General features: G+C 68.6%; 20 protein-coding genes and 5 pseudogenes. 12 read left to right on the top strand and 13 right to left on the bottom strand.

From position 1 onward, the window contains the following. Positions 1-90: 90 nt before the first annotated feature. From OG611_RS26680 to OG611_RS26670, 3 genes are read left to right on the top strand one after another with little or no spacing between them, the layout of a single operon-like run. Positions 91-783: a TetR/AcrR family transcriptional regulator gene (locus OG611_RS26680; protein ID WP_266424822.1), complete on the top strand. Its 693-nt coding sequence runs from the start codon at positions 91-93 to the stop codon at positions 781-783. Positions 784-836: 53 nt separating this feature from the next. Continuing rightward, positions 837-2,357, top strand: coding sequence for an FAD-dependent oxidoreductase (locus OG611_RS26675; protein WP_266424820.1), 1,521 nt, complete (start codon positions 837-839; stop codon positions 2,355-2,357). 45 nt (positions 2,358-2,402) lie between these two features. Further along, positions 2,403-3,278 (top strand): IS5 family transposase, encoded by an 876-nt coding sequence (locus tag OG611_RS26670; protein WP_266424818.1) that lies wholly within the window; start codon positions 2,403-2,405, stop codon positions 3,276-3,278. Positions 3,279-3,326: 48 nt separating this feature from the next. Here OG611_RS26670 and OG611_RS26665 read toward each other — a convergent pair whose 3' ends face one another. The 3 genes and pseudogenes from OG611_RS26665 to OG611_RS26655 all read right to left on the bottom strand — a co-directional run. Then, positions 3,327-4,091 (bottom strand): GNAT family N-acetyltransferase, encoded by a 765-nt coding sequence (locus tag OG611_RS26665; RefSeq protein WP_266424816.1) that lies wholly within the window; start codon positions 4,089-4,091, stop codon positions 3,327-3,329. A gap of 139 nt (positions 4,092-4,230) precedes the next feature. Further along, a pseudogene (locus OG611_RS26660) lies at positions 4,231-4,389 on the bottom strand (SDR family oxidoreductase); the annotation flags it as partial. An 8-nt stretch (positions 4,390-4,397) separates the two neighbouring features. Beyond that, positions 4,398-4,511 (bottom strand): annotated as a pseudogene (locus OG611_RS26655) (IS5/IS1182 family transposase); the annotation flags it as partial. Between the two features lie 154 nt (positions 4,512-4,665). Between OG611_RS26655 and OG611_RS26650 the strand changes: the two are divergent. The 3 genes from OG611_RS26650 (at position 4,666) to OG611_RS26640 (ending at position 7,538) form a co-directional block, all read left to right on the top strand. Further along, positions 4,666-5,517, top strand: coding sequence for an IS5 family transposase (locus OG611_RS26650; RefSeq protein ID WP_266424814.1), 852 nt, complete (start codon positions 4,666-4,668; stop codon positions 5,515-5,517). Between the two features lie 201 nt (positions 5,518-5,718). Continuing rightward, positions 5,719-6,780, top strand: a complete 1,062-nt coding sequence (locus OG611_RS26645; RefSeq protein WP_266424812.1) for a GNAT family N-acetyltransferase — start codon at positions 5,719-5,721, stop codon at positions 6,778-6,780. A gap of 35 nt (positions 6,781-6,815) precedes the next feature. Continuing rightward, entirely contained in the window at positions 6,816-7,538 is a 723-nt protein-coding gene (locus OG611_RS26640) for a GNAT family N-acetyltransferase (RefSeq protein WP_266424810.1), read from the top strand. A 146-nt stretch (positions 7,539-7,684) separates the two neighbouring features. On the opposite strand, the pseudogene OG611_RS26635 reads toward OG611_RS26640, so the two are convergent. From OG611_RS26635 to OG611_RS26625, 3 genes and pseudogenes are all read right to left on the bottom strand, one after another. Then, positions 7,685-7,933, bottom strand: a pseudogene (locus tag OG611_RS26635) (IS6 family transposase); the annotation flags it as partial. A gap of 541 nt (positions 7,934-8,474) precedes the next feature. Beyond that, the gene (locus OG611_RS26630) at positions 8,475-8,831 is read right to left on the bottom strand and encodes a hypothetical protein (protein ID WP_266424808.1); all 357 of its coding nucleotides are present in this window, start codon (positions 8,829-8,831) and stop codon (positions 8,475-8,477) included. A gap of 48 nt (positions 8,832-8,879) precedes the next feature. Then, positions 8,880-9,131, bottom strand: coding sequence for a hypothetical protein (locus OG611_RS26625; protein WP_266424807.1), 252 nt, complete (start codon positions 9,129-9,131; stop codon positions 8,880-8,882). A gap of 255 nt (positions 9,132-9,386) precedes the next feature. Between OG611_RS26625 and OG611_RS26620 the strand changes: the two genes are divergently transcribed. The 4 genes from OG611_RS26620 to OG611_RS26605 all read left to right on the top strand — a co-directional run bounded on the left by OG611_RS26620 (position 9,387) and on the right by OG611_RS26605 (position 14,534). Beyond that, a complete protein-coding gene (locus tag OG611_RS26620) occupies positions 9,387-11,153 on the top strand; it encodes a phosphatidylglycerol lysyltransferase domain-containing protein (protein ID WP_266424805.1) in 1,767 nt (588 codons plus the stop codon). 2 nt (positions 11,154-11,155) lie between these two features. Beyond that, positions 11,156-11,854: a hypothetical protein gene (locus OG611_RS26615; RefSeq protein WP_266424803.1), complete on the top strand. Its 699-nt coding sequence runs from the start codon at positions 11,156-11,158 to the stop codon at positions 11,852-11,854. Between the two features lie 194 nt (positions 11,855-12,048). Continuing rightward, positions 12,049-13,689: an APC family permease gene (locus tag OG611_RS26610; protein ID WP_266424801.1), complete on the top strand. Its 1,641-nt coding sequence runs from the start codon at positions 12,049-12,051 to the stop codon at positions 13,687-13,689. 485 nt (positions 13,690-14,174) lie between these two features. After that, positions 14,175-14,534: a hypothetical protein gene (locus OG611_RS26605; RefSeq protein WP_266424798.1), complete on the top strand. Its 360-nt coding sequence runs from the start codon at positions 14,175-14,177 to the stop codon at positions 14,532-14,534. A 362-nt stretch (positions 14,535-14,896) separates the two neighbouring features. On the opposite strand, the gene OG611_RS26600 is transcribed toward OG611_RS26605, so the two are convergent. The 4 genes and pseudogenes from OG611_RS26600 to OG611_RS26585 form a co-directional block, all read right to left on the bottom strand. Continuing rightward, on the bottom strand, positions 14,897-15,511 hold the full coding sequence (locus OG611_RS26600) for an AIR synthase-related protein (RefSeq protein WP_266424795.1): 615 nt from the start codon (positions 15,509-15,511) through the stop codon (positions 14,897-14,899). Further along, complete coding sequence (locus tag OG611_RS26595; protein WP_266424792.1) at positions 15,484-15,759, bottom strand: hypothetical protein; 276 nt, start codon at positions 15,757-15,759, stop codon at positions 15,484-15,486. Before OG611_RS26595 ends, OG611_RS26600 begins: the two co-directional genes overlap by 28 nt. A gap of 186 nt (positions 15,760-15,945) precedes the next feature. After that, entirely contained in the window at positions 15,946-17,181 is a 1,236-nt protein-coding gene (locus OG611_RS26590; protein WP_266424789.1) for an MFS transporter, read from the bottom strand. Between the two features lie 527 nt (positions 17,182-17,708). Continuing rightward, a pseudogene (locus OG611_RS26585) lies at positions 17,709-18,034 on the bottom strand (DUF4232 domain-containing protein); the annotation flags it as partial. A gap of 478 nt (positions 18,035-18,512) precedes the next feature. Between OG611_RS26585 and OG611_RS26580 the strand changes: the two are divergent. Further along, positions 18,513-19,874 carry an erythromycin esterase family protein gene (locus OG611_RS26580; RefSeq protein WP_266424787.1) on the top strand — a complete coding sequence of 454 codons (1,362 nt, stop codon included), beginning with the start codon at positions 18,513-18,515 and terminating at the stop codon, positions 19,872-19,874. A gap of 44 nt (positions 19,875-19,918) precedes the next feature. On the opposite strand, the gene OG611_RS26575 is transcribed toward OG611_RS26580, so the two are convergent. The 3 genes from OG611_RS26575 to OG611_RS26565 all read right to left on the bottom strand — a co-directional run bounded on the left by OG611_RS26575 (position 19,919) and on the right by OG611_RS26565 (position 21,205). Next, positions 19,919-20,134 carry a hypothetical protein gene (locus OG611_RS26575; protein WP_266424785.1) on the bottom strand — a complete coding sequence of 72 codons (216 nt, stop codon included), beginning with the start codon at positions 20,132-20,134 and terminating at the stop codon, positions 19,919-19,921. 281 nt (positions 20,135-20,415) lie between these two features. Then, positions 20,416-20,841 carry a DUF4267 domain-containing protein gene (locus tag OG611_RS26570; protein WP_266424783.1) on the bottom strand — a complete coding sequence of 142 codons (426 nt, stop codon included), beginning with the start codon at positions 20,839-20,841 and terminating at the stop codon, positions 20,416-20,418. A gap of 61 nt (positions 20,842-20,902) precedes the next feature. Next, positions 20,903-21,205, bottom strand: a complete 303-nt coding sequence (locus tag OG611_RS26565; protein ID WP_266424780.1) for a hypothetical protein — start codon at positions 21,203-21,205, stop codon at positions 20,903-20,905. 24 nt (positions 21,206-21,229) lie between these two features. Here OG611_RS26565 and OG611_RS26560 point away from each other — a divergent pair. Next, positions 21,230-21,548, top strand: a pseudogene (locus OG611_RS26560) (transposase); the annotation flags it as partial. Positions 21,549-21,554 lie beyond the last annotated feature (6 nt).

The following is a 21,554-nucleotide window of genomic DNA, read 5'->3' as shown; positions in this document are numbered from 1 at the left end:
AAGCGCCTGGGCACTTTCGGAAAGCACGCTGAAACAGTTGGAGCGCTGAACCAATTTGGTGCGACACTCCAAGCGTGTCATGGTGGAGGCATGGCAACGAGAACCCGCCGGCCTCAGCGGCGTAACCAAGTGCTCTCCCAGGAGCAGATCATCGAGGCTGCGATCGAGCTGCTCGATGCGGGTGGCGAGAGCGCGCTGACCACTCGAGCGCTGACCGAGCGCCTGTCCACCGGGTCCGGTGCGATCTACTACCGGGTGGGCAGCCGTGACGAGCTGCTGGACATGGCAACGGAAACGGTCGTCACCGCTGCGCTGGCAGCCAAGCCCGCCGCGGCCGCGGCCACGCCCGAGGACAAGATCCGCAGCGTCGCGCTGGCACTGTTCGACGCGATCGCCGAGCACCAGTGGCTCGCGACACGGCTGACTCTGCAGATCGTCCGGAAGCCATTCGGCCCGGTGACGGTGGGGATCTTCGAGAGGATCGGCCGTCAGGTGGGCGCGCTGGGTGTGCCACAGGCTTCCTGGTTCGACGCCGCCTCTGCGCTTGTGCACTACATCCTCGGGGCCGTCAGCCAGAACGCCCGCATCGACGGTGACACCTCGACCGTCCAGCCCAACCGTGCCGAGTTTCTCGGAGCGACGGCGACGGCCTGGCAGGACCTCGCTCCCGAGGACTACCCGTTCATGCACGCCATCGTCGGTCAGATAAGGGAGCACGACGATCGCGAGCAGTTCCTCACCGGCATCGCCATCGTCCTGGAGGGCCTGACCCGGCTCGGCTGACCCGTCCCATCCGGCCCGGGTCCCCAGCGTGCGTTTTCAGGAAGGTATCTCCCATGCGTGACGTAGTGATTGCAGGCGGCGGCCCGGTCGGTTTGTTCCTGGCCACCGAGCTCGCCCTGGGCGGCTGTTCCGTCCTGGTCCTGGAGCGGGACGAGGAGGTCACCTCGCCCTACAAGGCGCTCCCGCTCGGATTGCGCGGCCTGAGCGCAGGATCGGCCGAGGTGTTCTATAACCGCGGCCTGCTCGAAGCGGTGATTGACGCTTCCGACGCCGATGCGAAGAAGGTTGGCGCGGCCCCCGACGCGATCGAGGCACCGGCTCCCCGGGACGTGAGCCATTTCGCGGGCATGGGCCTGGACGCGGCCGACATCGACGTGTCCGCCTTCCCGTTCCGGCTGCCCAGCCCGGCGATGGAAGGTTTCATGACCAGCCTCGAAGCGGTCAGCAAGGTCCTGGCCGAGCGTGCCATTGCGCTCGGCGTGGACATCGTCCGCGGCGCTCCCGTCACGGCTGTGACGCAGGACGACCAGTCCGTCGCCGTCACGGCAGCCGGACAGGAGTACCAGGCGCACTACCTGGTGGGATGCGACGGCGGCCGCAGCACGGTGCGCGGCCTCGCCGGCTTCGACTTCGTCGGCACGGAACCGCTCTTCACCGGCTACGTCGCGCGCGTCACCTTCACCGACCCGCAGCAGCTGCCACTCGGCTTCAACCTGACGCCGAACGGCATGTATCTGCGTACGCCCTTCGAGGGGCACCTGGGCATGATGGACTTCGACGGCGGCACGTTCGACCGTTCCCAGCTGCTGACCCGTGAGCACCTCCAGGAGGTCCTGCGCCGCATCACCGATACCGACCTGACGCTGACCGATGTTCATCTGGCATCGAGCTTCACGGACCGTGCGATGCAGGTGACGACCTACCGCAAGGGCCGCGTCCTGCTCGCCGGCGACGCCGCGCACATCCACTCCCCCCTCGGCGGCCAGGGGCTCAACCTCGGCATCGGTGACGCCGCCAACCTCGGCTGGAAGCTCGCCGCGACCGTGCACGGCGCCGCGCCCGAAGGGCTGCTCGACACTTACACCAGTGAGCGCCACCCCGTCGGCGCCGCCATCCTGGACTGGTCACGCGCCCAGGTCGCCACCATGAAGCCCGGCCCCAATGCCCCCGCGCTGCGGCAGCTGGTCCACGAGCTGCTGAGCACCACGGACGGAACGACCCTCGCCTACCTGAAGACAACCGGGTTCAGCCGCTACGACCTGGGCAGCGCGCAGCCGCTCGTCGGCAGCACCGCCCCCGACTTCCACTTCGAGGACGGCACTCACCTCGGTGACCTGTTGCGCCAAGGCCGGGGCGTGGTCCTCGACTTCACCGGCGACCACGCGCTGCAGCGTGCGGCCAAGAGCTGGCAGGGCCGGATCCAGTACGCGACCGGCACGGCACGCAACGACCTCGGATTCAACGCCCTGCTCATCCGCCCGGACGGCGTTGTGGCCTGGGTAGACGATCAAGCCCTCGACCTTAAGCCGTTCCAGCAGGCCGCGACCCGCTGGTTCGGCAGCCCGCAGAACTAGGCCGTGTGTCGAAAGTGGATCTTGGGCTGTGAATGATCATGGTTTATGGGGCGGGGAGATCTCACGGACGAGCAGTGGGCGGTGCTGGAGCCGTTGTTGCCGAAGGGTGCAAGGGCGGGGCGGCCACCCGTGTGGCCTCGGCGGCAGTTGATCGACGGCATACGGTTCCGGGTCCGGACCGGTGTTCCATGGCGGGATGTACCTGTCGAGTACGGGCCGTGGGGCCGGGTCTACGACCTGTTCCGCCGATGGCAGCGGAATGGCACCTGGCATCGGATCCTCACCCGACTCCAGGCCCTGGCCGATGTGAAGGGTGCGATCACATGGGACCTGAGCGTCGACTCCACGGTGTGCCGCGCCCACCAGCATGCGGCCGGGGCCCGCAAGCAGGCCGAACTGCAAAAGGAACCACCGGGCGGCATCTTCATCGAGCCCCGTGATCACGGGCTGGGTAGGTCGCGCGGCGGGTTCACCACCAAGCTGCACCTGGCCGTCGAGCAGGGCCAAAAGCCCATGTCGATCGTGGTCACGGCAGGGCAGCGTGGAGACTCACCGCAGTTCGAACCCGTGCTGGAGAAGGTCCGTGTGCCCCGCATCGGGCCGGGTCGGCCACGCGTCCGCCCCGATCGGGTGCGGGCTGACAAGGCGTACGCCTCCCGTCGGAACCGGACCTACCTGCGCCGTCGGGGGATCCGCTGTACCATCCCGGACAAGGCCGACCAGGCACGCAACCGCCAGAAGCTCGGCCCCCGCGGCGGCCGGCCGCCGCGCTTCGACCCGGCGGACTACCGCGAGCGCCATGCGGTCGAGTGCGGGATCAACCGCCTCAAGAGACATCGTGCTGTCGCCACGCGATACGACAAGCTCGCCGTCCGCTACGAGGCCACCGTCCTCGTAGCGGTTATCAACGAGTGGTTGTGACCAGCACCTTCAGGAGAGGCGGGCGGAGGGCCACTGGAGTGCGGGGGTTCAGGGGTTGATGGCGTGTTCGGTGAACTGGCCGCAGGAGCGGAACCCCAGGCGGCGGTAGACGGGCTCGCCGTCGGCTGATGCCTGCAGGACTGCGATGCGGTGGTCTCGGTCGCGGGCCGTGCGGAGTGCCGCGAGCGTGATGGCGCCACCGTAGCCGCGTCGGCGGTGGGCGGCCAGGGTGGAGATGTTGTAGATGCCGACGACTCCCGCGTGGTGAAACACTTCGGCGGAGCAGACCGGACGGTTCTCCACGTAGCCGACCAGGTACCGGGCCGGGCACTGCGCGGCCAGTGCCTGCGGGGCGGCCTGGGCGAAGAAGCGTCGGACGGTTTCGGCGGGCGGGTTCCAGTTCGCGGCAAGAACCGTGGTGTAGTCGGCGAGCTGTTCGGGCGTGGCCACCCTCTGGATGTCCAGTCCCTGGGCGGCAGGCGGTGGCAGGGTGTCGTCCAGTTCGGCCCACATCGCCGTCTCGCGTTCGGATGCCGGCAGACCGGCCGCCGTCAGGCGGGTGGTGAGGTCCAGTGGTGTCGAGGCGGGCCCCACCCACCAGGAGAAACGACGGCCGGTGCGAGCCAGCGTCCCAGCAGTCTCGGTGATACGTGCCGTAGCGTCGGCGGCGGTGAAGCGGGCCGCAGCAACGATGTTGAAAGTGTCGTCGTCCAGGCCGCTGTCCGCGACCAGGAGGTCACCAGCATCTGTGACGGTCGCACCGGCCATACTCCGGTGCAGGTGACAGGCATGTTCCGCCAGGTTCCGTTCCATCCTGTCCATCAAGTCGGCTTCGTTGAGGGGATGATCATTCATAGCGATTGATCCCAGCATGACTGGGCGAAGATCGCATGCGATTTTGGGGCGTCCGTCGGCAGTATCGCGTTGGCAACCAGCACATTCGATACACGCCCTAGAGGACGCCTCCGTTGGCACGAATGTTCTGGCCCGTAAGCCATCGTCCGTCCGGCCCCGCAAGGAAGGCGACCACGTCCGCCAAGTCCTCGGGCTGGCCGAGGCGTCCGAGCGAGGTCACTCCGATGGCCATCGCCAGCTTCTCCGGCTCGTTGGCCGCGTGGGCGGCGTGTCGTAGGTCCCGCCACCCCGCAGACACACTCTCGACGGCAGGATCGGTGGTTCCGCGATCCCCAACACCTCGTCCGGAACAATCCAACACAACGCACCCCGCTCCATCTTCAACCCAACGCGAGATCACCACACAGGGCACAGCTTTAGACCGACCGGCAGTAGGTGGTGGAGCACGGTCGCGATGAGGGGTGGCAGCAGAACGGGCACAGGCCCGCGTGATCATGGAGTTCTCTACGCTCTGTGACCGCGAAGGACGACTGTGCCCGCGCTGCCATCATGCCTGCTTGAACCCGCCTGGGACCAGTTCAGGGCCCTGCTGCCCGATCGGGCCGAGTTTGACCCCGACCATCCGCTCGGCTGCCATCGGCGGCGTATACCGGACCGCGTCGTGTTCGACCACGTCGTCCAAGCGCTGGTCCACGGCTCCGGATACGAGCGCATCTCCTCGCCCGGATGCTCCGACCGCACGATCCGACGCCGCGTCAAGCTGTGGGCTCAGATGGGGATCTCACAAGCGCTGCACCGGATCGCCCTGGAGGCGTACGACCGCATGATCGGCCTTGACCTCGATGAAATCTCGGTCGACGGCTGCATCACCAAGGCGCCGTGCGGCGGAGAGAAAGCGGGGCGCTCGCCTGTCGACCGGGGCAAGCAAGGACTGAAGCGCTCGGTCGCCTCCGACGCGTGCGGGGTTCCACTCGGGATCGTATCCGCCGGGGCGAACCGGCACGACTCGCCGCTGCTCGGCCCCACCCTGGCAGCGGCCAAAGAGCAGGCTGGTGCGATGCCGGAGGCTGTCAACGTTAACCTCGACCGCGGGTACGACAGCACCAAGTCACGTGTATTGATCGGCGAGTTGGGATTCTCGGCCGAGATCGCCCGCAAAGGCGTGCCCGCCCCGATCCAGGCCGGCAAGCGCTGGGTGGTGGAGCGCACGCACTCGTGGATGAACGACTACGGCAAGCTGCGGCGCTGCACCGAGAGGAGCGGCGATGTCGTGGACTTCTACCTCTACCTCGCCGCCGCACTCGTCACGCTCCGCATGCTCATTCGACGCTCGACGAGCCGCTACCGCTGGGACGGCCGCCCCACCACCCGACGCCTCAAATGATCCATTTGCCGGTGGGTCTTAATCAGTTTTTTTCGTAGTTCTCAATCGATACGATCAGTCCAGCAGCAGGCGAAGTCTGAACAGACTGGCTGTGGCTGAGGCGATCCCCCACGGGACGCGAGCTCCCTTACCCGCTCTCCTTCAGCCCACCGCCACAGCAGTCCTGGAATGGGTGCTGTCGGCGCCGAGAAAGGATCCCCCGTGAGTGGGACCGCACATCCCAGCCCCAAACTCCGCGCACTGCGCGATCGAGTGACCGCTCCGTCGTCGATCGCGCTGCCCACGGCCGGTGACGGGCTCACCTGGAGATCTGCCACCGCCGCCGACATCGACCTGATCCTCGACCTGGCGCGTGCCGCCGGAAAGATCGACCATCCGCGCTCGCTGGTGACGCGGGATGAGCTGGAAGAGGAGTTCAGGAGCGAGGTCTTCGACCCCGAGCGCGACGCAGTGATCGCCGTCGACACCGTCGGGCGGGCCGTCGCCTACGGCTCAGCCACGGCCCCGGCGAGCCAGGAGACGATCGTCTGGGTAGAGCTCGACGGAACGGTGGTTCCGGACCGCCGCCGCGAAGGCATCGGCACAGCGCTACTGGCATGGCAGGAGGCCCGCGGACTTCAGCATCTCGCGGCGAGCGACGCCGCCCTGCCCGGGTGGCTCGCCTCAAGCGCGCAGGACCACGCCACCCCTGCGATCCGGCTCCTGGAAGCACACGGCTACGAGCGCGCCCGGTGGTGGCTGGAACTGGAACGCGACCTCGCCTCGCCGGTCGCCGAGCAGCCGCCCGTCCCAGGAGTACGGCTTGTGGCCTACAGCGCGGAGTGGGACGAGCGTGCCAGGACCGCGATGAACGACGCCTTCCGCGACCACTGGGGCAGCCAGCCGACCACCGCCGCCGAATGGGCCGCCGGTGATCGCCTGGAAGCATTCCGCCCGGACCTGTCCGTACTCGCCGTCACCCCCGACACACACGGTGGAGAACGCGTCGTCGGGTTCGTCTTCGTCGACGTGGCGCCGGACGAGTGGCCGCTGCGCGGCGGCCCGTTCGGCTACGTCACAGCCGTCGGCGTACGGCGGGAGGCACGGGGGCAGGGGCTGGCTCGCACACTGCTGGCCCACGTACTGCGGGCGCTGCGGGCCGAGGGGCTCGACCACGCCGTACTCGACGTCGACGCCGAAAGCCCCACCGGCGCCCTCGGTCTGTACCAGAGCCTCGGCTTCACCGTCACCGACCGCGCGGTCAGTCTCGTCAAACCCTTCTGACCTCCCCCGACCACGACGAGCAGAAAGCACCCACCATGTTTCCTTCCGCCATCACCGACTTCTGGCTGATCCCCTCCCCGACGAGTCGGCTCCTCCACGAGGACGACGTCTTCAGTGTCACTGTCGACGCCGCACTCGACGAGGACGAACGACTCACCATTCTCACGACGACCGATGGGAAGACGCGCGTTCTGCTCACCCCGGCGGTCGCCGAGGCAGTGGGCCTGGAAAGCGGGCAGCCGGTCGATGAAGCGGGCTTCCGGCAGCAGCTGGAAAAGTCCGGCATCCCGCTCCACGGGGCCGACAACCTCTTCTACTTCACCGACGAGGCCCGGGAGACGTTGCTCGGCGAACCGGACGCCCCCTCGATCCGCCCGCTCACCGAGGCCGACGCAGACGTGTTCGGACAGTTCGAGGAAGCGGCGTCGGAACAGGATCTCGACGACGCATCCGTCGAACTGGACCACTGGGCGGTCTACGGGGCGTTCGAAGACGGGCAGTTGGTGTGCGTGGCGAGCATGTACCCGTGGAACGATGCGCCGCTGGCCGACCTCGGCGTGCTGACACTCCCGCCGTACCGGGGCAAGGGCCACGTCCGGCGCCTCGTGCGCGCGATCTCCCGGCACGCGCTCGCACGGGAACACGAGCCGCAGTACCGCTGCCAGCTCGACAACCACGCCTCGGTGGCGGCGGCCGCGTCAGCTGGCCTGGCCCGATTCGGAACCTGGGACATCGTCTCACCCGACTCCGACGCGTAGACACCGCCCGCCCGTTCCAGGAGTGGACCGGCGCCCGCGAAAGCGATCACCAGCAGACCCGAGAAACTACGGAAGGACCCACACAGAAAGCCCGGCAACAGCACATCTGTGAAATGGAGTGCGGCCCGGTCGGCGGGCCGCACTCAGACCTCGTCGAGATGCCACTTGTCACCCGGCCGGGGGCATCTCCGGCGCAACGAGTTGGCGTAGGCCTGACCGAACTTCAGGCACCAGCGGCGGATTGTCTCGTAGGAGACGATCACTCCGCGCTCGAGCATCAGCTCCTCGACCTCGCGGAAGCTGAGCGGGAAGCGGAAGTACAGCCACACGCAGTGCGAGATGACCTCCACCGGGTACCGGTGGCCTTTGTACGACGGTGCCGTGGAAGGCGTGATCGGCTCCCCTCCCCGGACCCACCAACCCGGAGATCATCCCAGCCCGACCGTCAATGTGACAGTCCCGTCGCGAAGGTTCCTCGGCTGGAAGCAGGCTGTCGCGCGGACCGGCGACGCGGAAGTGTGGTGCCCGCGCTGGAACACCGCACTTCGAAGGCAGGGCTGTGTCATGTCCTTGAGCTGTCGGGCGGCCCAGACGCGAAAAGGCGCCCCGCCTGTGTGTGGCGCCCTCTTCCATGGCGGCCCCGACCCCCAGTGCTTCGCAGGCCTCTTTTGCGTGCTGTCGAGCCGCGGGCACGGGGTGGGCGATACCCTCGCCATCAAGGTGAAGCATGCCAACTCATCCTGTTCAAGGGTGACTTGATGCCAGATCCGGATGTGGTGCTGGCGATGACAGCAGCGACGACGATTGTCGCGGCGATGGCGACCAGCGCCTGGCAGGCCACGAGGGCCGGGGTTGCGAGGATCTTCCGGCGGGCCGATGAAGCCGAGTCGGGGCCGGAGTCCGGTGGCGGTATCGAGGTGCGGCTGGAGCGCAGCGCTACACGGATCGCGAACGCCGCTGACCGAGACAGCTGCGCGCTTCGGCGAAGGCAGCCTCGACACCCGGATCCCGAACCCCCGAGGACAAGTGCATGGACGATCCTGCCCGCCTCCCAGGCGAGTTCGGCCGGCCGTGCTCGGGCAGGGGCAGCAATTGGCTGCCTGCCGAACAGGCCTGAGCCGCGATCATCGCCTCCAGCTCGTCCCCGCCGCCGTCCCAGGTGACCGCGTCGGCCACGCGCTCGACCAGGTCGAAGGCGTCCCAGGCGGCGGCCAGGACACCGGAGAGCTCGGCCGGCTCCGGAGCCGCCCCGAGAGCGGCCTCCAGCTCCTCGATCGGTGTGGGTGTCGTCATGAGCCCTGCCCCCCGTGGTGGTCTCGCAATAGTCGTTCCACCGCGTACCTAAGCGGACCAAATGAGCTGTGGACATGAGTTGACCTGTGGACAGCCGGTGCCGTCGGGTTCTGGTACTGACAGTTCGTCGTTGATCGCTTTGAGCTGCGTCGGCGTCAGCCGCAGATTTCGCCAGTCGGAGATGGTGCCGGCACACTGCCAATCGCCCTCCCAGCTCTCGCTCAAGTAGTTCGTGACCCGGCACGACAGTCCTGTGGCAGTGGCGGGGCCGTCGAGAGTGAGCATCTCAAGGATGCTCATGCGCAGTGGGTGCGCCGGTCCTCGCAGGCTGCGGGCGTCAATACGCCGTATGGGATTGGGTGGGGCCGTCGCGCCGTCGGCTGCGTCGCCGTCCACCGCCGTCCGCGGCGCTCGACGCCGATGTATACGGCGTCCGCCGCCTCGGCCGCCCGGTACGCGGCGTGGAGCGCGTCCAGGCCCGCCTTGGCGAGTTCACCCGTTCACCGCACTCCGCGGAGCGCCTCCGAGGGCCCCGCAGCCCCTAGGGTCGCTCGCATGGGGCGCGTCCGACAGAGTCCGCAGCCCGGTGCGGATCGCAGCGAGTGGTCACGGCGCGGATACCTCTCAGCGGTCTGGTATCTGCGGGCCGTCGCCTTCATCAACTTCCTCGGCGCTGTGTGGGTGTCTTTAGGAAACGACATCCGGCGGCACAACGACGACGAGTTCTTCACGCCCTATCTACTGACTGCCGGGTTCTTCTCCGGTGTGCTCTCCGTGTTTCTGGCGATCACCATGCGGCGGCGCAAACGCGCCGCCTGGATCCTCAATCTCGCCCTGGCCGGGCTGACGCTGGTGCTGACGGCCCTGGCCCTGGAGTTGCCGGTGTACCGGCAGCACGTCCAGAACTGGATCGCGGTCCTGCTGACCGCGTTCTTCGTCGCCGCCATGCTCGCCGGGCGGAGGGAGTTCCACGCGAAGGGCGACCGCGCCAACCCGAAACTGGCCGCGGTGGTCGGCGTGGTCGGGCTGGTGGTGGGGTCGTTGCTCGCCACCACGATGGTCACCGTGAGTAACACCGCCTCGGACGCCGGGCGCGCAGACTTCCTGGAGCGCTGGCACTACGGTGTGCTCCGCATGTTCTCGCTCGCCTACGACGACATCCGCTTCGAGGGAATCGCCACCCCCGGCTGGGCCAATGTGCTCATCAACCTGATGAGTACGGCGCTGATCCTGTTGGTCCTGTACGCGGCCTTCAGATCCCGCCGCGCCGTCGATCCGCAGACCGACGAGGACCAGCGAGAGATGCGCGCGCTGCTGGAGCGGTACGGCGACCGCGACTCCCTCGGCTACTTCGCCCTTCGCCGCGACAAGAGCGTCATCTGGTCGCCGTCGGGCAAGTCGGCCGTCGCCTACCGAGTGGTCGGCGGGGTCTCGCTCGCGTCCGGTGATCCGATCGGCGACCCGGAGGCGTGGCCGGGAGCGATCGACCGCTGGCTGGCCCAGGCCGGTGAGCACGGCTGGACACCCTCTGTGATCGGGGCGAGCGAAGAGGGCGGCATCATTTACGCGCGGCACGGATTGAACGCTCTGGAACTGGGCGACGAGGCGATTGTCGACGTCGGCGAGTTCACTACGGAAGGTCGTGCCATACGGAGTGTCCGCCAGGCACACCACCGTGTCGAGCGCGCCGGGTACACCGTCCGTGTCAGCCGTCACGAGCACATGTCGGCGGACGAGATGGCCGAGATGATCGAATTGGCCGACGACTGGCGTGACGGAGCGACGGAACGGGGATTCTCCATGGCGCTGGGCCGTCTCGGCGATCCGCAGGATGGTCGCTGCATCATGCTGGTCTGTCGTGATACGGCCGGGCGGCCGCGTGCCCTGCTGAGTTTCGTCCCCTGGGGCGCCGACGGGCTCTCCCTGGACCTGATGCGACGTGACCGGAACTCGGACAACGGCCTGTTCGAGTTCATGGTGCTGGAGCTGATCCAGTGTGCAGGCGGCCTCGGAATCACCCAGGTCTCGCTGAACTTCGCGATGTTCCGCGCGGTCTTCGAACGCGGCTACCGGATCGGCGCGGGCCCGGTGCTGCGGCTGTGGCGCTCGCTGCTGACCTTCTTCTCCCGGTGGTGGCAAATCGAGTCGCTCTACCGCGCCAACGCCAAGTACCGGCCCATCTGGGAGCCCCGCTTCCTGCTGTACGCCCAGAGCACCGATCTGCCGCGGATCGCTCTCGCCAGCGCCCGTGCCGAGGGCTTCCTGGAGGCGCCCGGACTGCCGAAGTGGCTGCACCGCAGACGTCTGGAGACTCGCCGTTGAACATGGCTGCCTCGTTCGCCCGGCGCGAGTGGGGAGCCCTCTACGTGACGGTGCGGACGGCCCTGGCCACCCGTGGGTGGCGGGCCGTCCCGCTGACGCTCGCCTCGGTCTGTCTCATCGCGCTCTGTCAGATCGTCCAGGACCAGAGCTGGGGATACGGCCTGATCCAGGACATCGGCTCCGTTCGGGCCGAGGACCCTCTCTGGCTCGCCCTCCTCCGTACCCCGCTCTCGCTCTTCGTGCCCGCGCTCAGCCTGCCCGTCTGGGGCGCGATGGCGCAGGTGCTGGTCGTGTTCGGCGTTGCGGAGATCACCCTGGGCCGGCCGCGTACCCTCGTCATCGCCTATGTCTGCACCCTCGCCGGGACGCTCTACGCGCGGTTCGGCATCGCCATCGGACCCGAGGGCCTCCTCGGGCTGCCGGCCTCGGACGCACGGATCGTCGACACCGGGCCGTCGGTGGCGGTCACGGGGCTCGCGGTCTGCGTCTGTGTGTGTACGGGGGCGTGGTTCACCGTGGCGCTGGTGGTCGTGGCGATGGTCGTCGAGGTGACCGTCAAGCCCAATCTGGCCGGCACGGAGCATCTCGTGGCGATCGGGGTCGCGCTGGTGCTGTGCGCACCAGCGGCCCTGCGGCACCGGCACCCGTCCGACGGCGACGGTGGTGCGGGCGGGCCCGCGGTGCCGCCGGCCGGGGGCTGAAGCCCGCTGTTCGCAGGTACCGGCGGCCCGGCCGTGCCGTAGTGGCTCTCTGCCTCCCGGCGCCTCCGTTCGGAGCAACTCTCGCCGTGCCGGAGTGGCCGGGCCGGGCCGGTACCGGGATAGAGAGAGGATGCCGACGGACGCGCCGGAACGGCTGCGCGTCCCGTCGAAACCGGAGCGAGGTGGCCTGTCAGATGCCGACGTCGGCCACACCTGAGCTGTCCCGGAATCCGGGTCTGAGGCGAGACATCGGCCTGATCGGACTCATCTGGACCTCCGTGGGGTCCATCATCGGCTCCGGCTGGCTGTTCGGCGCGCTGTTCGCGGCGCAGGTGGCCGGGACGGCCGCTCTCGTCTCCTGGGGGATCGGAGCCCTCGCGATCATCGTTCTGGCGTTCGTCCACGCGGAGCTGGGGGCCATGTACCCGGTCTCGGGCGGCACCGCGCGCTTCCCGCACTACGCCTTCGGCAGCGTCGCCGGGGCCTCCTTCGGCTGGTTCTCCTGGCTCCAGGCCGTCGCCACGGCACCGATCGAGGTCATGGCGTCGCTGAACTACCTCAGCGTCCACGCCACCTGGGTACAGACGGAGAAGAACCAGCTGACCGCCGCCGGATACGGGCTGGCCGTCGCCTTCATGGCCTTCTTCGTCCTCGTCAACTTCTTCGGCATCCGCTGGCTCGCCCACACCAACAGCGTGGCCACATGGTGGAAGCTCGCCATCCCCCTGCTCACCATCGCCGCCCTGGCGGGGACCACCTTCCACGGAAGCAATTTCGGCTACCAGGGCTTCGCCCCGTTCGGCGTCGAGGGCGTGCTCTCCGCCGTCAGCACCAGCGGAATCATCTTCGCGCTCCTCGGATTCGAACAGGCGGACCAGTTGGCGGGGGAGAGCCGCAACCCGGCACGGGACATCCCGCGGGCGGTGATCGGCTCGATCCTCATCGGCGCGCTCGTCTACTCGGCGCTCCAGGTGGTCTTCATCGGGGCCCTGCCACAGAGCTCCTTCGCCCACGGCTGGGCCGATCTGACCTTCGCCGACAAGGCGGGGCCGTTCGCCGGACTCGCCCTGTCCGCCGGGCTCGGCTGGCTCGCCGCGCTGATCTACATCGACGCGGTCGTCTCACCGACCGGCACCGGCCTGATCTACACCACCGCCGCTTCCCGGGTGTCGTACGGCCTCTCCCGCAACGGCTATGTGCCCGCGGTCTTCGAACGGACGACGGCGCGCGGGGTTCCCTGGTTCAGTCTGCTCTTCGCCTTCCTCGTCGGGCTCATCGTCTTCCTGCCCTTCCCCACCTGGCAGAAGCTGGTCGGTTTCGTCACCTCCGCGAGCGTGCTGATGTACGCGGGCGCGCCGCTCGCCCTCGGGTGTCTGCGCAAGCAGGACCCGGACCGGCACCGCCCGTACCGTTTGCCCGGCGGTCTGTTCTGGGCCCCCGTCGCCTTCATCGTCTCCAACCTGATCATCTACTGGGCCGGCTGGGACACCCTGTGGCGACTCGGCCTGGCGATCGTCCTCGGATACCTGCTGCTGGGCGGCTCGGCACTGCTCAGGCTGAACCCGAGGGCCCCGCACCTGGACTGGCGGTCCGCCCAGTGGCTGCCGGTGTATCTGGTGGGGCTGGGCCTGATCTCCTGGCAGGGCGGCTACTGCAGCGGAGGACCGGCGTCGAAGGTGTCCTGCGGTGCGACCGGCGTCATTCCCCTGTGGTGGGACATGGCGATCATTGCCGCGTTCAGCCTGCTGATCTACTTCTGGGCGCAGGCCGTCCGGCTCCCGGACGAGGCGGCCCAGGCGTACATCGGCCCGGTCGACGTACTGTCCGGCCGCTGAAGACCGGGGCACTGACCTCCGTTGGCGGTCTGGTGAGGTCGGCGCGGTCGTCACCGAGATGCACTCCCCCTGCGTGGCCGGAATTGCCACCGTGCGGAGTTCGCCCTGGCATGATCGGGTGCCCGTCAACAAGAGCGGGAAGCTCCCTGATATTCAGAGTCGATCGCACCTTGGAGTCGTCTGCCGATGATGCGCGCATATCCGGTGCGCCCCAGATCGCAGCAGGGCGCGAAAGATGCAAGGTCCAGCAGCCAGGGGACGGACGCTTCCATGTCCGTGATCGAGGAACGGAGCTGAAATTGGGAACCTCATCGCCCCAGAACGGCGATCCCGGCCGGCCGGGATGTGTGATCGGCCTGTTCTGGATAGAAGAGAGCAGAGTGTGTCTGGGCGCGCCTCCGGCCGAAGAGGGATCTGGGGTGTTCCTCTCCCCTACCGAGCTGTCAGTCACCGGCCCTGAACAACACGTCTGGGGCTGGGAGGATGTGACAGATCTCCAGGTCCTCGACGTGCCGGTGCGCTCGGCTGCCGTCCGATGGGCGACCCGGGTGACGACGATCGCCGCGGCGGCCCTCGACGCCTGGGTTCCGGGCAGTCCGTCGCAGATGACCGTTGTGGTGCATGCCCAGGACCAGCGCGTCGAGACGCCGGTCCTCTCCGCTGCGGACACCGCGTACACGCAGCGGGAAGTCGACCTCTCGCTCGGTCTGCTCTCCCACTTCGTGCGGGGCAGCGCCTCACCTTCGACCCTGACACAGTGGTGGGCGGAGAACCGACCGACCGAGGTCCTGCGCTCACGTCGCCGGGAAGCCGTTCTGGAAGGGTGGCTGGCGCCCCTGCTGTGACAGCCCGCCACCGCGCCGAACCCCACTCTCAGGGGTTTCGACTGCCGAGGACGCGGGGTCCTCTTCGGGCGGGGCCCGATCCGCTGGGTGGCTGAGGCCCGGCGAGCGGCCTCTCGGGCGCGGCGGCCCGCCGGGTCTACCTGTTTGTGTGCGTCGCGGGCACGGTCTGGTCGTTATCGACAGCCCAGAGCGCGCGTCCGAGGTTCCTGTTCGTTCAGCAGCTGGAGGGCACGCTGCTTGCGGTCGTGGGCGGAGTCGGTGGGGATGCCCAGCTCGTCTTCGATGACGCGGACGGTGACTGCGGTCTCACTCGCGGGCCTGGATCATCGCGGCGACCCGGTCGGTGTTCCAGTCGGCCTGGTTCATACGCGATCCTGATGAGGCACAGCACCGGCGGGGAACGGCGATGCCTCGGCTTCGAGGCGGTACCACGACCAGCCGGCCGCGGCCTTGATGAAGCCCGTGATCTGCTCCTTAGTGCGCTCGATCGGCAGCGCCTCCTCGTTCAGGTGCGGCGTCAGCCCGGTCGCCCGTGCGTACTCGTGCAGCACCGCGGTGAGCCCACCCCTGCTGACGTCACGGATGGAGTGCACCGCCTGGCCGAACGGCGACCGCAGCACGGCGTCGATCAGCCCGTTCAGCGGAGCGCAGTCGCTCAGCACATCCCGCTCGAACCCGAGCCCTTCCCGCACGGACAGCAGATGTACGGTGCGGTTGCCGATGGGACCGGTGAGCAGGATGCTGTCGCCGGCCGCCACAGGGGCCATGCGCGGCGGCGGGCGCTGGAACACGCCGATGCCCGTCGTGTTGAGGTAGATCTGGTCGGCTTCGCCGGCCCGCACCACCTTGGTGTCGCCAGCGACGGCCTCCCGCGCGGCATCGCCGACCGACCGCAGGACGGTGGCGTACCTGGCGATCGGCAGACCGGTCTCCAGGATGACGCCAAGGGTCAGACACCGCGACTCGGCGCCGAGCACCGCCAGTCGTTGACGGTGCCGCAGACGGCCACCTTGCCGATGTCTCCGCAGCCGAAGAACGGCGGGTCGACGACGAACGAGTCCGTCGTGACCGCCAGTGGCCCGTCAGCCGGCCGCACGATCGCGCTGTCCTCCATCTCACCGACGTACACGTCGCCGAGCACGTCGGCGCTGAACCCGACCAGCTCCCGGCTCAACCGCGCACCGGTGCCATGATCAAGGACGATTTCCGGGTCGACGATGGTCATGTTCGGCATCCCGTCCCTCAAGCCGGGTCCATCGGTGCGAGCAATGGCCAGGACAGGCCGCCGCTCGTCCCGACGAACCTCCCATCCGGCATGCGGTTGTGGGCAGTCGGGCGAAGCCCTGACAGGGGCCGGTCGACTGCCGGGAAGTCGGTGGACGCACCCGACGACCCGGCAGCGCGTGTCCGATCAGGACTTGTAGGAGTCCACGATCAGCTGTCGGCTCCGGTTGACCAACCGGCACATCATGACCACGACAGCGAGCTGGGCGAGGCCGGACACGAGAAACGCGGTCGGCACGCTGGTCAGGTCAGCCACGGTGCCACCGATCAGGGCGCCCAGCGGGATGCCGCCCCACAGCACCACCCGGTGGGCGCTCAGCACCCGGCCGAGCAGTTCGGGGGGAATCATCGCCTGCCGCAGCGACATCGACAGCACGTTCCACATCGTGATGCCGACCGCGATGCCGAAGAACGACACGCCGGCCGCCCAGAGGTTCGGCACCGTGCCGAGCAGGACGCACATCACCGGAGGGATCGCCACGGCGACGGTGATTGCCCGCGGCCGGCCGAGACGGGAGACCAGCGGCCCGACCGCCGCGGACCCGGCGATACCGCCGATCCCCATGGGAATGAACAAGAGGCCGTACAGCCACGAGCTGAGGTGCAGCGTGTTCAGGCCGTACAGCACGATGAGCGACGTCGCCATGGCCATGAACCCGGCGAGCAGCCCACTGAAGATCGTCAATTCCCGCAGCACTGGGTGCCGCCACAGCCAGCTCACCCCCTCACGAATGTCCGCGCGCAAGGTCGTGGGCGCGGTGCGCTCGGCCCGGAACCGACCGGGGACGGCGAGCACGAGGAGCGCCGCGAGCGCGAAGCCGATCGCACCACCGACGAACGGCACGACACGGGACCAGCTGAACAGCGCCGCACCCACCGGCGGGCCGACGAAGCTGCTCCCGACGGTCTCCTCGATGGTCAGCCAACTGTTGGCTTTGTCAAGGTTTTGGCGGTCGATGAACTGGGGCAGGATGGCCCGCACCGCCGAGTCGTACACCACTTGGCAGAGGCCGAGTGCGAACGCGATGACGTAGAGCAGCGGGATGCTTCCGCCGCCGGCGACGGTGAGCAGGACAAGGACGCCCAGCAGGGCGGCACGCATGATGGTGGCGGTCGACATCGCTCGCCGGCGGTCCAGTCGGTCCACCAACGCCCCGCCGGGCAGGCCGAACAGCAGCCATGGCAGGAACGCGAACGCGGTGAGGCCGGATATGAGTACTGGATTGCCGGTCAGCGACGCAGCGAGCAAGGGCAGAGAAGTCTTGCTGATTCCGTCGGCGCAGTTGACGGCGGCCGATGCGGAGAACAGCTTCCAGAATGAACGATCAAGTGTGGATGCCGACTTGTCAGTCGGATTGACCAAGCGAGACAAAAGATGGACCTACCCTCGGAAACGGAGTGTCGTTTCCGCTCAGGCGGCGCTCATCCTCCTGATGGCGCGGAAACGTGTGACAGGTCGAAGGTTCACAGTCCCGCCTCCCATCACGTCTCGCTGAGGACAACGCGGCGGAGCATAGCATCGCGCGGCGCGCACGGGCCGAAGCTCGTTCATGCCAACAGCCCAGCTCCCAGAGCTACCGGCGAGTCACCTGTCACCTGGTTCGCTGCTCGTCAGCGGCACCCCTACCCTGCCCGAGAGTCCCCAGCGCACCGCGATCCGGCACGCTCTGGACGACCTCACCGACCGCCACCTGTACTCGAAGGCCGGAGGCGGAACGCAGCTGGATTTCATTGCACGGCCGTTGGCCGGCGTCGGCAGCGGTGTCATCCAAGAGGTCGCCGGATTGCGCTTGGTCTTCGGACCGACGAGAAGGCCACCGAAATCAAGCGTGTACTGGCCCTGACCGACGGACATCTGCCCGATGGAGGTGGCGCGGGCGTCCTCGTCCTCCGGCCGGTGCGCTCCGCGGACAGCGACCCCGCGCTGGTCTTCAGGTCGACGCCCGCGTACCCGGAGAGCACGCAGTCCCGGCCGCCGCCGTTCTTGAACTCCACCACGACGGTGCCCTCGGTGTCGCCGCCGATGGTGCTGTCCGCCGCCGTGATCTCCAGCTCGTCGGTGCGGCACTTGCCGACCTTGCCGCTCTCGCTGGAACCGGTCCCGGCGGCCGTGCCCTGCCCTGCCCGCCGGACCCCTTTCCGGCGGATTCCTTGCCGCCGTCCTGGTCCGAACCGCCCGAGCCTGAACCGCTGCTCGCTGAGGACGCGGACGGCGCGGTGATGGCGATCGGCGCGGTCACGGGTGCGCAACCCACCATTGCCTGGGCCAGCGCCCCCGGTTCAGCGATGCACGTTCCTGGAGAGAGTGACCGCCAACGCGCTGGCCGAGGCCGCCATGCGGGCGAAGGTGTGGGCGTCCATATGGCGGCCTGGGCACTCAGGGCTGATTCAAAGTCGGGGTCGCCGAGCGGAACGGCGAGCAGGTCCAGGCCGGCCGCCCGGCCGACGAGGTCCACCCGGAGGCCGTCGCCGCCGCCGACCGAGCGTTCCAACTGTTCGGCGGGGGCCTCGCCCCGTCCCTGCCCACCTGAGCGCCCCCGGCTCCCGAACCGCTTCAGCCAGATAGCCCTCACTGATGGCAAAGGGGGATATCCCCCGGTCAAACACGGAGGAAGCCCCCAGTGCGGCCCGCTCCCACCCCAGGCCATGATCGTTTCACCGCCCAGGAAACAAGAACGAGCCGAGGAGTTCAGCATGACCGCGCATCACCAAACGATCGGCCGACGGAGGCTGCTAGCCGCGACGGCCGGGCTCGCGGCCACGGCCCTGCTGGCCCCCGCGGCCTCCGCCGCGACCACCACACCCGCCCCCACGGGGACGAAAGGCCGACAGGCCGACGCGCTCCGCGCGCTGGAGCGCGCCGCCCAGCCCCTGCGCTCGACGGAACCCGGCGGCAACACCACCGACCTACGGGCGCTGGACACCATGATCGGCGACGCCAAGGTGGTCGGACTGGGCGAGGCCACCCACGGCTCGCACGAGTTCTTCGCCATGAAGCAACGCGTCTTCAGCCACCTCGTCGAGGAGAAGGGCTTCACCACCTTCGCACTGGAGATGAGCTGGACGGCGGGCCTGCGGATCGACGAGTACCTGCAGGGCGGCCCCGGCGACGCCCGGCGGATCGCCAAGGAGACACTGACCGGATCACCGTGGGAGCGCGAGGAGTTCGTCAGCCTCATCGCCTGGATGCGGCGCTACAACGACCGCCACCCCGGCCGGAAGGTCCACTTCATGGGCAACGACGTCGGGGCGCCCAAGCTCGGCGACGCTGTCTTCAACCGGGTGCTCTCGTACGTCCGTACGAGCCGCCCCCAGGACGTCGCACGCCTCGAGGAGCTGTACGCGGGTCTGCGCCCCCTCGACGACGTCTTCGCCTACCTGCGCAAGCCCGTCGCGGAACGTCGCCTCGACGCCACCACCGCCCAGCAGGCGCTCGACCTGGTCACCGCGCACAAGGGGGCCGGCGGCGACGCCTACGAATGGGCCGAGCAGCACGCCCGCAGCATCGCCCAGACCTTCGCGTTCACCTCCCTCGACCTGTCCGACCCGGCATCGGTGTCCGCCGCGGAGCACCTCCGCGACCGGGTCATGGCCGACAACACCGCCTGGTGGCACCGCCGCACCGGCGACAAGATGCTGCTCTCGGCGCACAACGGCCACGTGGGCTACCTCGCCACCGACCCGGTGATGTACCCCACGACCCAGGGCGCCTTCCTGCGCGAGGCCCTCGGCCGGGACTACGCCGCCATCGGCTTCACCTTCGGCCGCGGCTCGTTCCTCACCGCGACCACCCTCGGCAGCCCCTGGAACGAGGTCACCGTCCCGGCGGCCACCCCCGACATGCAGGAGTACACCCTCGACCGGGTGCACCACCGCGACTACTACCTCGACCTGCGCACCCTGTCCGCCGCGGGCCGCACCTGGCTGGACACCCCCCGCCCCACCTACGAGGCCGGCTCGTCCTTCAAGAAGGACCCGCTCCCCACCCTCGCCATCACCCGGGCCTACGACATCCTCATCCACCTCAGCCAGGTCCACGCAGCCACCAGCCTCTGACCCAGGGCTGATTCAAGATTTGGGTGATCTTGACGGAGTGCAGGTCAGGCCACGCCGAGCAGGTCCTGTGGGCGGGTGAAGGGCGCGTAGGAGACCTCGCGCAGGCCGGCGGCGATGCTGCGGTGCCCCGCGGTGCGGAGGGTGTTGATCGCCGAGTTCCGCAGGGTGGCCATGTTCTTCGGTCCGTGCCCGGTGCGGATCTTCGAGGCGTCCTCGGCGCATGCGGTGTCCCTGACGAAGTGGACCCGGTTCTCGATCACCCATTGTGACCTCGCCCGGTGCCCGATCCGCTTCGGTGATGCCTGGCGGGCCGTCAAGTCGTGATGACGGGTGGCCGGCCGCCATACTTGCCCTTGCGGGCTGCCGCGTCGAGCCCAGGTGGCCGTGGCCGCTGCGGTGCAGCAGGCCGCCTCAGCCGTCAGGTTGTCGCTCACTGGAAGAAGATCGTCTGCTTGGCCTTTCCCGGCAGGCGATGACACGCGAATACCGGCACGCGCCAAGGTGGCCCGACCGGGGTCCGGGCCGCCTTGGACCGATCGGATCAGGCGGGCTGCGAGGCGGACGTCGCCGGAGCGGCCGCGACCTCGCGGGTCTCGCGCATCATCAGCAGGCCGTTGACCACCATCAGCGTCGCGGTCAGGCCGTGGACGCCGAGCGCGGTGGCCACGGAGCCGTGGTGGGCCAGCACGGTGGTCATGTCGCCGTACGCGGCGAGGGCCTCCACCAGCAGCACCCAGCCCAGCGCCCGGCGGTGGCCCGTCACCAGCAGGATGCCCAGGACCAGGGCCAAGACGACGTCGCGGATTCCCTTGATGATCAGGAAGCCGCCGCCGTCGCCGGACGGCCAGCTCGGCAGGCCGAAGCCCGGCGCCGTCGTCTCCGGGCTCAGGATGAACTCCACCCCGAACCAGAGGATGAAGAGGATGAAGGCGGCGGCCAGGACGCTGTTGATCTTCTTCAGCGACATTGTTCTTCTCCTTGAGAGTCTTCGTGAGCTTGGTATGCCTGGTGAGTCGTATGGGGCGTGGTCAGGCGGCACGGACGCGGCTGATGTGGCGGGCGTAGCGAGGGCGGCCGATGACGTGCCAGATGTCGCGTACCGGCGCGGGGAGGGCGGACAGGAGCGTGGCGCGCTCGGCCGGGTTCGCGTCCTCCAGGACGAGGCCGAAGAGGGTGAGCAGGGTGAGCTTGGGCATGTTGACCACCAGGTGGTCGCCCAGGGAGGCCCATTCCTTTTCGGTGATGTGCTCGGCCGCGAGCGGAAGGAGGGTGGCCTCCTCGTCGTCGAGGTGTTCGAGCAGGACTGCCCGGTGATCGGCGAGGGGCGCCACGAGGGTGTCGCGCTCGTCGGCTCCGGCGGTGGCCGGCCGCGCACCCGCCCGGACCAGGTGCTGGGCGACAAGGGCTACAGCACTCGTGCTATCCGTTTGCACCTGCGTGCCCGCGGGATCGGGCACACCATTCCCGAGCGGGCCGACCAGGTGGCCAACCGGGCCCGGCGGGGCCGAGCGGCTTTTGACCGCGAGCGCTACAAGCAGCGCAACGTGGTCGAGCGGTGCTTTAAACCGCCTCAAGCAGCGGCGCGGGATCGCGACCAGGTATGACAAGACCGCCCAGTTCTACCAGGCGGCCGTGACCCTGGCCGCGCTGAAGATCTGGATCCGCACAGATTGAAGACAG

Origin of the sequence: Streptomyces sp. NBC_01363 (assembly GCF_026340595.1) — a bacterium.
Lineage (GTDB): Bacteria > Actinomycetota > Actinomycetes > Streptomycetales > Streptomycetaceae > Streptomyces.
This window is presented reverse-complemented; position numbering and strand designations above follow the sequence as displayed.

What these genes read in the sequence shown, in the direction of transcription:
- OG611_RS26680 (WP_266424822.1), top strand. Translation starts at nt 91, where the DNA reads ATGGCAACGAGAACCCGCCGGCCTCAGCGGCGTAACCAAGTGCTCTCC.
- OG611_RS26675 (WP_266424820.1), top strand. Translation starts at nt 837, where the DNA reads ATGCGTGACGTAGTGATTGCAGGCGGCGGCCCGGTCGGTTTGTTCCTG.
- OG611_RS26670 (WP_266424818.1), top strand. Translation starts at nt 2,403, where the DNA reads ATGGGGCGGGGAGATCTCACGGACGAGCAGTGGGCGGTGCTGGAGCCG.
- OG611_RS26665 (WP_266424816.1), bottom strand. Translation starts at nt 4,091, where the DNA reads ATGGAACGGAACCTGGCGGAACATGCCTGTCACCTGCACCGGAGTATG.
- OG611_RS26640 (WP_266424810.1), top strand. Translation starts at nt 6,816, where the DNA reads ATGTTTCCTTCCGCCATCACCGACTTCTGGCTGATCCCCTCCCCGACG.
- OG611_RS26630 (WP_266424808.1), bottom strand. Translation starts at nt 8,831, where the DNA reads ATGACGACACCCACACCGATCGAGGAGCTGGAGGCCGCTCTCGGGGCG.
- OG611_RS26625 (WP_266424807.1), bottom strand. Translation starts at nt 9,131, where the DNA reads ATGAGCATCCTTGAGATGCTCACTCTCGACGGCCCCGCCACTGCCACA.
- OG611_RS26620 (WP_266424805.1), top strand. Translation starts at nt 9,387, where the DNA reads ATGGGGCGCGTCCGACAGAGTCCGCAGCCCGGTGCGGATCGCAGCGAG.
- OG611_RS26615 (WP_266424803.1), top strand. Translation starts at nt 11,156, where the DNA reads ATGGCTGCCTCGTTCGCCCGGCGCGAGTGGGGAGCCCTCTACGTGACG.
- OG611_RS26610 (WP_266424801.1), top strand. Translation starts at nt 12,049, where the DNA reads ATGCCGACGTCGGCCACACCTGAGCTGTCCCGGAATCCGGGTCTGAGG.
- OG611_RS26595 (WP_266424792.1), bottom strand. Translation starts at nt 15,759, where the DNA reads ATGACCATCGTCGACCCGGAAATCGTCCTTGATCATGGCACCGGTGCG.
- OG611_RS26580 (WP_266424787.1), top strand. Translation starts at nt 18,513, where the DNA reads ATGACCGCGCATCACCAAACGATCGGCCGACGGAGGCTGCTAGCCGCG.
- OG611_RS26570 (WP_266424783.1), bottom strand. Translation starts at nt 20,841, where the DNA reads ATGTCGCTGAAGAAGATCAACAGCGTCCTGGCCGCCGCCTTCATCCTC.